This window comes from Cytobacillus gottheilii (assembly GCF_001636345.1).
GTDB classification, from domain to species: Bacteria; Bacillota; Bacilli; order Bacillales; family Cytobacillaceae; genus Cytobacillus; species Cytobacillus gottheilii.
In genome coordinates this window covers 3,996,195-4,010,558 of sequence record NZ_KV440945.1, presented here as the reverse complement: position 1 = coordinate 4,010,558, position 14,364 = coordinate 3,996,195, and the positions used below count along the sequence as shown (strand labels likewise).

General features: G+C 37.9%; 15 protein-coding genes. 6 read left to right on the top strand and 9 right to left on the bottom strand.

All coding sequences use genetic code 11. The features are described 5' to 3' along the window. Positions 1 to 12: 12 nt before the first annotated feature. A complete protein-coding gene (locus A6754_RS19535; RefSeq protein ID WP_066449879.1) occupies positions 13 to 1,119 on the bottom strand; it encodes a metallophosphoesterase in 1,107 nt (368 codons plus the stop codon). 229 nt (positions 1,120 to 1,348) lie between these two features. Further along, positions 1,349 to 2,185, bottom strand: coding sequence for an ABC transporter ATP-binding protein (locus A6754_RS19530; RefSeq protein ID WP_066449876.1), 837 nt, complete (start codon positions 2,183 to 2,185; stop codon positions 1,349 to 1,351). Positions 2,186 to 2,393: 208 nt separating this feature from the next. Between A6754_RS19530 and A6754_RS19525 the strand changes: the two genes are divergently transcribed. Continuing rightward, complete coding sequence (locus tag A6754_RS19525) at positions 2,394 to 3,443, top strand: NAD(P)/FAD-dependent oxidoreductase (RefSeq protein WP_066449874.1); 1,050 nt, start codon at positions 2,394 to 2,396, stop codon at positions 3,441 to 3,443. Between the two features lie 555 nt (positions 3,444 to 3,998). On the opposite strand, the gene A6754_RS19520 is transcribed toward A6754_RS19525, so the two are convergent. The 4 genes from A6754_RS19520 to A6754_RS19505 form a co-directional block, all read right to left on the bottom strand. Next, complete coding sequence (locus A6754_RS19520; protein ID WP_066449873.1) at positions 3,999 to 4,514, bottom strand: DoxX family protein; 516 nt, start codon at positions 4,512 to 4,514, stop codon at positions 3,999 to 4,001. 407 nt (positions 4,515 to 4,921) lie between these two features. After that, positions 4,922 to 5,911: a DUF3231 family protein gene (locus A6754_RS19515; RefSeq protein ID WP_066449870.1), complete on the bottom strand. Its 990-nt coding sequence runs from the start codon at positions 5,909 to 5,911 to the stop codon at positions 4,922 to 4,924. 207 nt (positions 5,912 to 6,118) lie between these two features. Further along, complete coding sequence (locus tag A6754_RS19510) at positions 6,119 to 6,373, bottom strand: protein YuzH (protein WP_066449867.1); 255 nt, start codon at positions 6,371 to 6,373, stop codon at positions 6,119 to 6,121. A 42-nt stretch (positions 6,374 to 6,415) separates the two neighbouring features. Beyond that, complete coding sequence (locus A6754_RS19505) at positions 6,416 to 7,321, bottom strand: AEC family transporter (RefSeq protein ID WP_082851757.1); 906 nt, start codon at positions 7,319 to 7,321, stop codon at positions 6,416 to 6,418. Positions 7,322 to 7,416: 95 nt separating this feature from the next. Here A6754_RS19505 and A6754_RS19500 point away from each other — a divergent pair, with 95 nt between their 5' ends. Then, positions 7,417 to 7,653 (top strand): hypothetical protein, encoded by a 237-nt coding sequence (locus A6754_RS19500; protein WP_066449865.1) that lies wholly within the window; start codon positions 7,417 to 7,419, stop codon positions 7,651 to 7,653. A gap of 90 nt (positions 7,654 to 7,743) precedes the next feature. On the opposite strand, the gene A6754_RS19495 is transcribed toward A6754_RS19500, so the two are convergent. Together A6754_RS19495 and A6754_RS19490 are read right to left on the bottom strand one after the other, a co-directional pair. Beyond that, the gene (locus A6754_RS19495; RefSeq protein WP_066449863.1) at positions 7,744 to 9,015 is read right to left on the bottom strand and encodes a DUF4179 domain-containing protein; all 1,272 of its coding nucleotides are present in this window, start codon (positions 9,013 to 9,015) and stop codon (positions 7,744 to 7,746) included. After that, positions 9,008 to 9,526 carry a sigma-70 family RNA polymerase sigma factor gene (locus A6754_RS19490; protein WP_066449861.1) on the bottom strand — a complete coding sequence of 173 codons (519 nt, stop codon included), beginning with the start codon at positions 9,524 to 9,526 and terminating at the stop codon, positions 9,008 to 9,010. The genes A6754_RS19495 and A6754_RS19490 overlap by 8 nt, the downstream gene beginning before the upstream one ends. Before the next feature lie 222 nt (positions 9,527 to 9,748). On the opposite strand from A6754_RS19490, the gene A6754_RS19485 reads away from it, so the two are divergent. The 4 genes from A6754_RS19485 (at position 9,749) to A6754_RS19470 (ending at position 12,718) form a co-directional block, all read left to right on the top strand. Next, positions 9,749 to 10,468: a YebC/PmpR family DNA-binding transcriptional regulator gene (locus A6754_RS19485; RefSeq protein ID WP_066449859.1), complete on the top strand. Its 720-nt coding sequence runs from the start codon at positions 9,749 to 9,751 to the stop codon at positions 10,466 to 10,468. Positions 10,469 to 10,670: 202 nt separating this feature from the next. Next, entirely contained in the window at positions 10,671 to 11,447 is a 777-nt protein-coding gene (locus tag A6754_RS19480; RefSeq protein WP_066449857.1) for an alpha/beta hydrolase, read from the top strand. 54 nt (positions 11,448 to 11,501) lie between these two features. Next, positions 11,502 to 11,927: a hypothetical protein gene (locus A6754_RS19475; protein WP_066449854.1), complete on the top strand. Its 426-nt coding sequence runs from the start codon at positions 11,502 to 11,504 to the stop codon at positions 11,925 to 11,927. Positions 11,928 to 12,103: 176 nt separating this feature from the next. After that, entirely contained in the window at positions 12,104 to 12,718 is a 615-nt protein-coding gene (locus tag A6754_RS19470; protein WP_066449852.1) for a lysophospholipid acyltransferase family protein, read from the top strand. A gap of 87 nt (positions 12,719 to 12,805) precedes the next feature. Here A6754_RS19470 and A6754_RS19465 read toward each other — a convergent pair whose 3' ends face one another. Further along, positions 12,806 to 14,347 carry a sensor domain-containing diguanylate cyclase gene (locus A6754_RS19465; RefSeq protein WP_066449846.1) on the bottom strand — a complete coding sequence of 514 codons (1,542 nt, stop codon included), beginning with the start codon at positions 14,345 to 14,347 and terminating at the stop codon, positions 12,806 to 12,808. Positions 14,348 to 14,364: the final 17 nt, after the last annotated feature.

The following is a 14,364-nucleotide window of genomic DNA, read 5'->3' as shown; positions in this document are numbered from 1 at the left end:
GCCTTTTTCTGCTCATTTATTTGCAATACTAACTTCAATTTTAATAATTTCCGAACGGCTGCCGATTCGAATAGGCGGACCCCAAAATCCATAACCTGAAGATACAATCGCATGCAATTTGCCAAATTGACGGTAGCCCCAGTCCAAATCAAAGATTCTTCTTGTAATAAGGTGGTTTGGTGCCATTTGTCCCCTGTGCGTATGTCCGCTTAACAGAAGATCAACATCATGCTCTTCTGCTTGCCTAATTTCTGCAGGCTGATGGTCCATCATAATAATTGGTATGTCTTTGTTCAAATCACTGGTTAGTTCTGCGATTGATTTTCGCTGTTTATCCGTTTTATCCTTCCTGCCGACAAGGTGAAAGGAGTCTTTAATAGAGAGGACTTCATCTTGCAGAATACGGATGCCTATTCGGTCCATTTCTTTTAAGAATTGGGGAATTGCTCCTCCATAATATTCATGGTTGCCAAGTACACCATATACTCCAAGCGGCGCAGATAATCCACTCAAAACTTCACCCATATTTTTACGGATAAATGCTCCAGGATCGTCATCGATAATGTCCCCTGGAAGCAGAATAAGATCTGGCTGAAGCTGATCAATCTCTTTTACTAAACGCCGTGCATGCGCTAATCCTGATAAATGGCCAAAGTGCATATCAGACGCCATGGCAATTGAAAAGGAATCGATCCTGCTATGTTCATTTATGTGAACTTTATAGGTGCGTATCACAGGTGAATACGCATTATAGGAACCATAAAGGAAAAGGGAGATAAAAATAATGACGACGATTAATCCAACCCAGGTAATACCCTCATCTTGTGGAATTCCCATTATATTCAATAACCAGACGGTAAGATTGGCTATTGGCAGTAATAGAAGAGCGTATTGAAGAACGGCGAACCAATAGGAACCGATCATCCGAAAAAAGGAAAGTCGCTTAGAGCTTTGTCCAATGAGGTAGGAATAAAATAAAATTCCTGCCAGAAAGGCGAACAGCCATTGGTTTTGAAATCCAAACACGGTTTCAAGCCAAACCCAGCCATTCCAGCTAATATAAAAAGCGATGGCTGTGTATATTAGAATAAAAACAGCAAAGCCTAAAATACGTTTCATAAATAAACCCCAATTCGCTGCATAGATTTTGAGTTTAAGATACGATATATAGATATATTTGTCTATTTATTAGCATCTATATGTCATTCTTAAAGTGATGTAGAGGTATTTACCCCATTTAGCAGCTTCCAGGATCAAATGGAGAATATAGTTATTTCCTATATAATTAAGATTTATGCAAACCAATAAAAAAGAGGAATCCATTTTCGGAATTCCTCTGATGTAGCAATTAAAGTGCTCCTGCAGCTGATAAAAGCGGCTGCCGAATCTCTTGTTCTGCATTTCTTACAAGATCATATGTCACACACATCGGTTTGTTTGTACGTGGATCACGTCCAATCAATGCGTCAATATGGAATACATCTCGTAAAACCTCTTGTGTAATCACTTCTTCACATGTTCCTGCTTTAACAATCTCGCCATTCTTTAAAGCAATTAAGTAATCGGCAAAACGTGCAGCCTGATTTAGATCATGAAGCACCATAACAATCGTGCGTTCCTGTTCACGATTAAGCTTTTGAAGTAGCTCCAGCACTTCCAGCTGGTGTGCCATATCTAAATACGTAGTAGGCTCATCCAAGAAAATAATCTCTGTTTCCTGAGCAAGGGCCATCGCAATCCACACACGCTGTCTTTGACCGCCAGAAAGAGCATCAACAGAGCGGGATTTAAATTCAGCTGTTCCTGTGACTTCTAATGCCCAGTCAATCACTTCATAGTCTTTCTTTGTCAAACGCCCAAAGCCAGTCTGATGGGGGAATCTCCCATAAGAAACGAGCTCTCCAACGGTTAAGCCGCTCGCACTTTCAGGCGTCTGCGGCAGAATCGCCATTTTTTTGGCTAATAACTTCGTATTTTCCTTGGCAATATTTTCACCATCAAGAATGACAGTTCCTGATTGGTGAGAAATAATTCTTGTAATGGCTTTTAACAATGTGGATTTCCCGCAGCCATTAGCACCAATTATGGTTGTAATTTGTTTATCCGGGATCGATGCAGTGAGGTCTTTTACGATTAGACGTTCACCGTATCCAATATTTAAGTCCTTTGTATATAGGCGAACCATAATAGCCCTCCATGTCTAATTTAGAATATATATAAATAGTGATAACGATTCTCATTTCAACTTTCTACTTAACTATAAACCTAACAATAAAAGAAGTCAACGGATGTTGAAAAACGTTCACAAACCTAGTTGAAAAATATTCTCAAACCATGTATAGTATAGTGAGAATGATTATCAATTTTAGTGCAAGCTGAGGAGTGGAGATAGCATGAACATAGATGAATTGTTTGATGTCACGATTATTGGCGGTGGCCCGGCTGGTCTTTATTCAGCATTTTATAGTGGACTAAGAGAAATGAAAACAAAAATAATTGAATTTCAGCCTCAGCTTGGCGGAAAAATACATGTATATCCAGAAAAAATGATCTGGGATGTAGGCGGTTTATCGCCGATTCCTGGTGCAAAGCTGATTGAACAATTAGTGCAGCAGGGATTAACGTTTGATCCAGAGGTTGTACTCAATGAAAAAATCGTTTCTGTCAGCAGAGATCAAGATGGAATATTCCTATTAAAAACAGCTTCTGGTGTGGTTCATTACTCCAGAACAGTGATTGTTGCAGTTGGAGGCGGAATTCTAACACCTCAAAAGCTTGATATTGAAGGTGCAGAGCGTTTTGAAATTGCAAATCTAAATTATACTGTGAAATCATTACAGCATTTTAAAGATAAAACAGTCGTCATCTCAGGCGGAGGAAATTCAGCGATTGACTGGGCAAACGAGCTGGAATCCATTGCAAAAAAAGTATATTTAACATATAGAAAAGATTCACTAAATGGTCATGAAGCGCAGATCACGCAGCTAATGGAAAGCTCTTGCGATTGCTATTTTAATTCAACGATTACGAAACTGATTGCCGGTGAAAATCATGAGTTGATCCAACAAGTGGAATTAACCAATAGCGAAACAGGAGAGGTTACATATCTGGAGATTGATGAAGTCATTATTAATCATGGATATGAACGCGATAGTGCCCTCCTTCAAAATAGCGAGCTGAAAATTGAAATGGAAGAAGACTTCTATGTCAAAGGTTCAGCAAACAGTGAGTCTTCCGTTCCAGGTCTATATGCGGCAGGAGATATCCTTAAGCATGACGGCAAGCTTCACTTAATAGCAGGAGCCTTTCAGGATGCAGCAAATGCTGTAAACAAAGCAAAACAATTCATCCAGCCAGATGCTTTAAAGTATGGCATGGTTTCTTCTCATAATGATGCATTTAAAGAGCGGAACCGGGAGTTAGTAAAAGAATTAATAAAATAAGAAAATGTGTAGGGCGATGCAAGAGGTTTAGTGCATTGTCTTTTTTCTGCTCTGATCTTAGTGACTGCTGTTCTTAGTGTGTACCGCGCGCGCATATCTGACTTTTTTTGTGAAGAAACCAGTGAAATAAGCGGAGAATTTACCCTTATTTCCAGAATTGAGCTACTTTCGGGCGAAATAAACGGAGATTTTCCGGTTATATTGAAAAAAATCGTCCATTTTCACGTTTTTTGGTCCGTTAGTCGGAATTTCTCCGTCTATTTAAGCGCATTTTAAGTGATTTGACGATTTAAGCGGAATTCTTCCGCCTATTTATGCATTTGTAATTCTCGCGTTTCTTGAAAACTTTAAAGGCAATGCTGAAACGATAGAGTGCCAGACTCCTGCTTAAGCTCAGTACCCGTTTAGCCGGAAAGAGAGAATCATTATACATTTATATAAAAAAAGCAAAGTTAAAAGAAACGCCTTTTTTATAAGTATACTGAATGACCTCTACATACAAAAAAAGCCATCAACCTAATGATTGATGGCTTTTTTATTTATATCAAGGAAGTGTTAAGCCCGGCTAGTGCTTGTGCTGCTATCTTTTGCTCTGTTAAATTGCTTGCGAAGGAAAGGTAATACATAACGGTCAAGTCCAAATTTACCTGCATTATATCCAGCAGCTGCTATAAAGACACCCATTAAGATATCTGTTGGATTGTGAGATACTGTTCCAGCGAGTAAGAAAGAGAAGTTCATCACCATACCGAAGAATGCAGCTGCAGTAGTCAAGCAGCCAAGAATTAATCCAAGACCTACTAAAAACTCTCCCCAAGGAATGATAAAGTTAAATAGTTCTGCATTTGGTAAGGCAAAGCTTTCAAGGAAGCTGCTGTACCATCCAAAAACGGGTCCGCCATCTGGTCCTGTAACGGGGTTTGCAGCGGCATTTGTTAAGAATCCACTTGAATCAAATCCTCCGGTAATTTTCCCCCATCCTGCAGTCAGCCATAAATAACCCCAGTATACACGAATAACTGTCAATAGAGCAGCAGCAATGTTATTTTCTCTTAGCCAATTGTTAATCATCTTACATCTTCCTTTCATTGATAAGAATTATGTTATTGATTACACTTAAAATATAACATGGAAGCAGATTTTCCTCACTAATATTGTGATTAATTTCACAATCTTGTAATAAAGTTTTGACTAAATATTGAACAAAAGTTTATAAGATATACAAATATAATAATTATAGGCTAGGAAATTGGGAGTCATATCAACTATTTACAGAGAAAGAAGTTTATAAGAATAATGAATACGAATACATTATGTGGTGAGGAAAATCACAGTATTATATTGATTCTCCAATTACAGAAGGTAGAAATCGCTAGCAAGCTGTGAATGTCTAATTTTCAGCACTGTTAGCATGTGTAAATTTTAGACAACTAACAGCCAGCGGGAATAAACGATTCCCGCTTGGTCGTAGTTTCATTTTAAAGTTTTTTACGATCTGGAGCAGATGGAGGCTTTTCAATCCAGTTTTTTTCAATGGAGATATTCACACCATCCTTTGAATAATCACCGACCTCAGTAATGAGTCGTGTGTACGCTGTGATTAGATCTCTTCTTGCGCTTGTTCCAATACTTGCTCCATAAAAGCCGATGCCAGCAGAGTACAATGCTTTTGTATGAAACATAACGAGCTTGTCCGAAAAGACAGGGTCAGTTGAAGCGGTAGCATGTATAGTTGAATTTGCTGGCGGAAACAGATCGCTCTCCTTTAGGAATTCGGAGAACACATCACAATGATGCTTCGCTAATTCTGTACCTCTTTTTAAAAACTTTTTTACTTCAGGAATTTTGGCGGTTTGAGAGAATCCCATAAGCAAAACAGAACCAAGCATATTCCGGTATAAGTTTGTAAACAAATGGGAAATTTCAACTGATGTCAGTGGTCTTTGTTCTCCAAACCATCCTCCTAAAAACTTCTTGGAATGAATGTATTCCACCTCAGTTGGATATGGGATATATGGTGCCCAAATATAATTGCCCATCTCCTGTGCAATATCAATTCCCTGATTAAAATAGTTTGTACTTGATTGAAGGCATGAAGCATAAAAATTACGGATATCTTTTCGAGCAGCATTGGGAAGAGCTGAACTAAAGGCATTCACCCCCATCAGTCCAATATTCATCGCATAATGAAGGATGAATTCATCGGTATACAAGCGTTCTGCATGAATATTTACGTCGTTTTCTGTGAAACCATCAGGAACGGGAATTTCTTCTGAAACCATTAATTTCCGTATAACATCGTAATTTGATTGAGATATTTCAAGGCCTGTCTGGATATAAGATTTTATGACAGGATTCTGTACATGCTGTAAAAAATACGTTAATACACAAACCGATAACGATTCTGCCATAAATGTACCGTTTAGAACTGAGAGCTCGCTAGCGGTCAGCTTTGAAGTGTCTTCCATATGCTTACCTCCTTATATTCATTGCATAAGTAGTATTTGCTACTAATAAAAACTTATGAATAAAAATGGAAGACAGTTGAGGAGGATAAATGTATAAAAAAAGACAGAGCGAACGATTCACAAATCGCCTCTGTCCTTTTAGCTACTTCAAAAAGTATTAGTCCGATTAAGTTTTTGTCTTTCAGGCTTGCCATTTGGCAAGTAGCTTTAGTATTTCTTCAAATAGGAATCAGGATGTATCCTTTGCTTATAAGAATCAATTGTCCCCATCAAATCGTTAACGGCTAACTCCATCTTTTCTAAGTCTTGTCTGGTAACTGGAGGATCCTCAGCACTCCAGCGCACAGATTTAACGAAATAATATTTTTTAATTGGCACAAGAAGGGCCTTGGAATTTGGAAACTCTGCAAAAACAAATTCAATTCCGCCTCTTTTTCGATAAGAATGGCTGAGTATTTTCATGAGGGTAACAACCTTTCAAAATTTCTAAAGCGGTTTAAAGGTCTATACCCCAATGTAAATTAGAATAAGCGGAATGGATATAATGCTCAAAATAGTCGTTATAAAGGTCGTGAAAGATACAAGATCAGGTTCTGTGTTAAACTGTACTGCCAGCATGGTTGTATTTGCAGCAGATGGCATGGCAGCCTGTATAATGAAAACATGCTTCAGTAAATCTGGAATCGGCATAAAATGGACTGCAATAATGGCGATAACAGGTGAAATTACCATGCGAATAACCGTAACAATCGAAACGAAACGATATGCCACTCTTTTTCTTGAAATAACGGCAAGCTGCATTCCCAATATCAGCATGACAGTAGGAATGGAGGCGTCTGCAACTAAACTGATTGCATCCATGAAATTAACAGGAATACTCACTCCGGTCAGTTGGAGAACTACACCTAAAATGGCACCGTGCAATACTGGCATTCTTACCATTCTTCGTAAAGATTCTTGAATACTGGCACCTTCTTCTCCGCCAAGAGAAGCGAAAAATAATCCAACTGTATTCATTAAGAAAGATTGAAAGACCATCATGATGACCGCATAATCAAAGCCAGCAGCTCCAAAAGCAAAAAGAACAATTGGTGCACCATAGTTCCCCTGATTCATAAAAATACCGCCAAGCATCATGGCGGACATTTGCTGCCGGGTTGCCTTGGTAAAATAACTGACAGCTCCCACGATCAGCGCGAGAATGATGTTGAGCCCAAAACTAAACAGTAAAATATAATAATAATCAATCGTAATTTCATTTGCATAAAACGTTCGGAAGGCGAGAGCCGGTGACATAATATAAAGAGCCATTCTTGAAATAGACTTTATATCAAAGCCGAACTTTTTCTGTGCTAAAAAGCCAGTAGCAAAAATCAGCAAAACTGGCAGCATAATCATAAGTAAATTCAAAACATGTTCATCCCCATAATTGAAGTTTATAAAAAACAGTATATCAAAATAAAATAAATTCGGAACCCCTTTAGTGTGGTGATTGGTTATAGAATGTGAATGGAAGATGGCGTGGCTCTGGTACTATTGCAACGCTGGCAATGGGAATTAATAGGAAAGAGCTTGAGTTTGATGGGAAATTGAAAAGTTTTGATGGGAAAAGCTCAAATTTTGATAGGAAAACGAAGAAATTTGATAGGAAAACGGTAAATTTTGATAGTAAAGCAAAAAATTCGAAAGGAATTAGCCACAACTTGATAAGAAATCGAAAAAACTCTCCTGATCCATACTAAAAATGGCGAGTCAGGAGAGAAATTAACCCAAATGCTCTATACAGCGGTCATATTTTCTTATAAAAAAGCCTGAATTATTGCTGCTAAACGTCATTTGATTTCTATTTTTGTCTTCCTTTCAATGTCAGCCGGATAATCAACTAAATTCAAATGGATTAGCTGTGACCCATTGTAGGGAAGGCTGTAGCGCATATGGTCTGCATCTTTAGCGATTCCATAACCTCCGCCTTTACTGCCCATAACCTCTTCTAAAGGAAAGATCAGATTTTCAAATGAGTTTGTATCCAAGCGTATGTATAGATCATCCTTTATTATATACACATCTGATAACAGACCATCACTAGGTGTTTTTATAAATTGCTCTTTATCGGCATCTATGACTACGGATGTTTCCTTTTTATCTAAAGCTCTTAAAGAGGTAAATTGCAGATATAGTTTTTCCGACTCTGTAAAATAACTGCTTTCTAGGATTACAACTTCTTCATTTTTAGTACGGGTGTTGGCAGCAGGCTCTGAAGGGTATTGACTCCATACATTTCCGTGCTCATCAATTAATTGCAGGTCATTAAATCCAAAAATCTCCATGCTGTTTTCTTCAGGGTATTTTACATGAACAGCTGTCATGGTTGGATAAATCTCAATTGAAGTAAAGGTAAGTTGCTGCCCAGCAACTGTGACTGTTTCATTTAGTTCAAATTCCTTCTTTTTTGCAGCCTTTTCTTTATCCAATGTTACCGGAAATGTAAGATACTCGATTTTATCTGTATTAACCTCTACACGAATATTTATCTCATCCGGCATAGTATCTTGAGGATCCGTTAAAGTTAAGGTACGAGACTCTAATGTATCGGATATGTCTAATGCTTCCGTTTGTTCAAATTTATATTCTGCATCTAATAGCTGCTGCTGGTCATCAAGCAAAGATATGCTCAGAACAGCATCTGAATTTCCACCTGTAAAAAATACAATGATAGATTTCTCGTCATGAATAATAGAATCAATGGTTACACTTCCACTTGTATGTTCCTTGGTCATTCCTATTTTTTGAATATAATTGTTTTCAGCAGCCGCCAAAAGGCCAGTATCATTTCGAATCTTACTTATGACCTGTTCTAAACCAGGTATATTGGCAAAAAATTTTGCAGCTGAGTCTGAGGTATGAATAGTAAGGAAAAACGACAAGAAAATAAGGGAAGCCGACAGCAGCAAGCTGAAAGGTCTTGTTTTGTTTTTCTTTAATTGCATAGCTTTTGCTTTCTGAATTCCTTTTAATATGGCTTGATCTGCTAATTCTTCAGAAACCATAATCTTTTCAATTTTGTTTCTTGATTGTGCCAGTTCTTTTTCTTCTCTTTCAAACATGAATACCGCTCCCTTCTTCCAATTCTTTTCGCAGTGATTTCATCCCTTTATATAGCCAGGTTTTTATGGTACTTTCAGGACTGCCAAGGATATCCGCAATCTCTTTAATTTTGAGATCATGATAATACTTTAAGATAATGACTTCACGGGAACGGTCATCAATTTTTGATAAGGCATCTTCTATCACTATTTTTTGCTCATAGTCTTCTTTGCTGTTATATTCTTCAAACAAGTCTGTTACGGTCATTCTTTTTCTATGTTTTGCTTGATCGTGGCAATAATTAAGCATGATTCGAGTGATCCAAGTTGAGAAGTATTCTGGCTTTTTTACTTTCTTTATGGATTTATAAGCTCTGAATGTAACCTCTTGAAGTGCTTCGAGCGCTTCTCCTTCATTCTTTAAATATGAAATGGCTACCTTCAAAAGCCGATCCCTATGTATTTTAATTAAAAGATAAAAAGCATGGTCATCGCCTTTTTTGGCTTTTTTTAATAAATCTGCTATCTCCAAGAAAATCCCCCCTTTATATATTAGACATCAAGGCAGGTTAAAAAGACTTAAAAAGATTTACTTAAATAATGATATAAATACAGTATAAATGTAATTAAGTGCCATATGCTTTTTTTGCCTAAAGGTTTGCGCTATAATATGGTTTGAATAGTTCATATTCGGTATATGCAAGCATATACATTCATTTATTATAGAGTTAAAAGCTGAAAGAGAGTGGGAAATATGGGCCGTAAATGGAACAATATTAAGGAAAAAAAGGCTTCAAAGGATGCAAATACGAGCCGGGTTTATTCGAAATTTGCACTTGAAATCTATGTTGTGGCAAGACAAGGGGAGCCTGATCCTGAGTCAAACCAAGCATTGAAGTTCGTACTTGAGCGTGCTAAAACATACAATGTGCCTCGAAATATTATTGATCGTGCAATTGAAAAGGCTAAGGGAAGCTCAGATGAGAGCTATGATGAATTGCGTTATGAAGGATTTGGTCCTAACGGTTCTATGATCATAGTGGATGCTTTGACAAATAACGTGAATAGAACAGCATCCAATGTTCGCGCTGCCTTTGGCAAAAACGGCGGAAATATGGGTGTGAGCGGATCTGTTTCCTATATGTTTGATGCTACAGCCGTCATTGGATTAGAAGGCAAAACGGCTGATGACATTTTAGAGATTTTAATGGAAGAAGACCTGGATGTGCGTGACATCATCGAAGAAGATGATTCCGTTATTATTTATGCTGAACCAGATCAATTCCATTCCGTACAGCAAGCTTTAAAAAATACTGGCATTACTGAATTTACTGTTGCAGAGCAAACGATGCTGGCGCAAACGGATGTTGAACTTGATGAAGAGGCAAAAGCTCAGTTCGAAAAGTTAATCGATGCCCTCGAAGATTTAGAGGATGTGCAGCGTGTTTATCATAATGTAGATCTAGAAGACTAATTTATCCTGCAGGCAGACCCATTTGGGTCTGCCTGTTTTTTTGCATTAATATAGAAGTGTACAGGCAATATTTAAATTTTTGTGTACCCATTCTTAAATTACGGTTGTTATACGTAGAAAAATAAGGTATATTTTAATTGATAATGATTATCATTATCTTTTGTTTTTTTGCAATCATTATTAATGGGGGAGTGTTATACATATGAGTTCAAACAAAATAGAAAAGTGGGAATGGGCAGCAGAGGAACAAGATTATCAGATCATGGTCTCTATACCAAATACACCAGTTCCAGCAGAAGGTTTTCCGGTTATGTATATTCTTGATGCCAATGCATTTTTTACAATGTTCACAGAAATAGCCCAACTGCAATTGTTCCAGCCTGAAAAAACGGGTATATCGCCTCTGATCCTTGTAGGCATCGGATACCCTGGGGAGGAGCGATTTCATCCAAGAAGGCTTGCTGATCTGACAACACCTGTTGAGGAAAAGAACATTCCATCTAGACCAGATGGAAACCCATGGCCAGAGAGCGGAAAAGCAGCACAGTTTTTATCACTTCTTACTGAAAAAATACAGAAGGAAATTCAGCGGAAATATCCAATTGATGTACGAAAACAAACACTTTATGGTCATTCACTCGGGGGCTTATTTGCGTTATATACAATGTTCCAAAAGCCAAACAGCTTTCAGAACTATTTTGTCAGCAGCCCATCCATTTGGTGGGATCAGAAAAGCATCTTGAATTTAGAAACAGCATTTACCACCAATATTGAACTTAAAAGCCCAACAAAATTATTTATCACCGCAGGCACTGAGGAAATGGCAGGGGATATTTTTGAAGATTCAAAAGCGATGTACGAAAGACAAAGCCTCAACCCCAAGATTAATCTCGAGACAGAGTTTTTTGCAGGAGCAGGCGAAAATCATATGTCTAATGTTCCAGCAGCATTCAGCAGAGGGCTAAGATTTTTATTATAATTGGACCATTCATATCATCACTATAATAGGGCATCGTAAGAATGAGGTGATAATATGAAGAAACAAACAGTGGCAGTTCTGCTTTGCATTTTATTCGCGATAGCAATACCTATAAATACGAATGCTGCATCACCAGCTAAGAATGTAGAAATCTATAATGTTGATAAAAGGGAAGTCACAAGTACTATTACACCAAATGCAAAGATTCAAAAACAGGCTGAAAAGATGATTAAGCAAATCACAGGTGTTTACAAAAAGCTTGATCCACTGCCGAAAACAGGCTATATGGTGAAAATCCCGTTACAACCAAGTGTTTCTGTTAATAACCAATGGCTGAATGGTTATATCGATGAACTCATCATCATTATTCCAAATGAACAATCATCGCATATCCTTGTCTTCGACGATGAAAACAATCCACACTTCTTTACCTGCAAAAATGATCAACAACCGCCCTTGGAACTATTCAACCTCAAATAGATGCTGAAGATCAGGAGGAGAGCAGGGAACTGTTCTCCTGTTTTTCAAAATTATAATCAACTCCCTAAAGAAATACATTCCATCTTAGTCTAGGAAATAAAAAAATTGCCGAGACAAACTCATCCATTATATAATTATGACTAGGTACTATAATCTAGTGATAAGAGGTGTGGGAGATGTATAAATTTATCAGCACTATTATTTATATCTTTTTAAGAATCTTTAAGGTTGTTAAAGTAAAAGGGAACCATCATATTCCAAAGAACACCGGCTTTATCGTTACATGCACACATATAGGCTGGGTAGACGTGATTATATTGGCCATAGCTTTATATCCCACACCAGTACATTTTATGGCAAAAAAAGAGTTATTTGAGGGTAGATGGAAGAATAAGTTCCTGCGTTCCATCCATGCCTTTCCTGTTAATCGAGAAAACCCTGGTCCCAGTACGATAAAGACTCCTTTAAAGCTGCTGAGAGCACAGCAATGTGTAGGGATTTTTCCAAGCGGCACCAGAACAAGTGAGGATGTACCCTTGAAAAGAGGTGCGGTAACCATTGCAGTAAAAGCAAAAGCCCCGATCTTGCCAGCACACTATGAAGGGCCAACCAACTTTTCACAGCTTCTAAAAGGCAGGAAAGCGATTATTACTTTCGGAGAACCGCTGATATTTAGCGGGACAGCCAAGAAAGATAATGCCATTGATGAAGGTATTCACCGGCTTGAGCTGAAAATGAAAGGTCTTGAAGATGAGGTAAAAGCCAGTTTGAAAAAACAATTGCCAGGATGAACGGAAACTTACATGATTATAAAAATTGCCCGCCAAGCGGCGGGCGTACGGAGAACAGAACTTAGTGATTGAATCACGGCTGTTCACTTATTTAAGTTTAGGTATATTTTTTGCTTTTATTGTTGTATTGCGGCCAGAATGCTTTGCCTCATATAATGCCTGATCCGTCAAATGCAGCAGCTCGGAGAAGTAATCAGACGTTTCATACAGTGTTCCGACACCTGCCGAAATGGTGATTGGCTTATCTATCGGGCTTAAAGTGCGAGCGAATGTTTCTCTAATTCGTTCTGATATAAAATAGGCTTCTTCCTGTTTTGTTTCCGGGAGGAGAATAAGGAACTCCTCGCCGCCCCAGCGGAAGCAAAAATCAGTATTTTTCGTTTCTGCCATAATGGTTTCGGCCGTATAACGAAGAACTTGATCCCCCATTAAATGGCCATACTGGTCATTCACACTTTTAAAATAATCGATATCAAATAAAATGAGAGAATATTGATTGATGTCTTCAATCATTTTATCTAATGCCCGCCTATTGTATAACCCAGTGAGCTGATCCCGTTTTGACTCGCTTTCAGCTTCAATTAGTCGCTCTTGATAATGTTCAACAGTTACTAATATGGCTCTTTTGAGTTCGCGAGCTTCAAAATACCATGCTGGTATTTTTTTTATTTGTTTAGGTTTATTGCGGCTTATATTTTGTGCATATAGAGCTAAGTCACGAATAGGATGGACGATTCTAGTCAGAAAAATAATTGAAAAAATTAGAATGAAAATCATAAATGGAATCATGTTGAGTATAGACTTTTTAACCAGATCGATTGTAGGTTCCATTAATGTATTGACTGGCGTTTGCGAGATAATCCCCCAGCCAATTGAAGCAGCTGTAGGAGCATATCCAGCCAGCATATCAATACCTTCTGAATTTTCCCCTTGAAGACTTCCCGTTTTTCCCTTCATGACTTCCTGAACATAAACGTTTGACTGGACATTCCTATTCACAAAATGTTTATTGGGATGATAAATAATCGTCCCATTTGAATCAACGACATATACATAAGATTTATTTCCAGTGAGAGGATGCTGGCCAAGAACCGTTTTTAAGCTATTATATTCCTCAAGATAAATCGTCCCTCCAAGATAGCCGGCATATAAACCTGATTGATCTATAACTGGCACAGAAACCAGAATCATGAACCTGCCAGTAGCTCCTATATAGGGTTCACTGACTAATGGCATCTTTTTCTCTAAAGCTTCTATAGCACCTGGACTGCTCAGTTTCCTGCCTTCAAAATTAATATCTGGCGCTGTGGCCACAATTTTGCCATTAGCATCAACAAGCCATGTTGAATTAAAGTAAGAAGTTGATTGCAAGAGGTTATTTAAATCCAAGCTTGCTTCACTAGCATTAGCGGTTTTAAAGGAAGTATTATTGGCTGCGACTTCAAGGCTTTTAAACATATCTTTAAACAGCAGATTGGCTGTAGCAGCCAATTTTTCAGCATAATATTGATTCTCAGCTAAGTAATTTTCTTTTAAGTGATTGCTGCTGCTGATAATGCTAGATGCTATACTTCCAACGAAGGTGCCAATCATTGTAAAGCTGAGCAATGTTAAAATTAGAAACTTCATACTCAATTTCATATGTT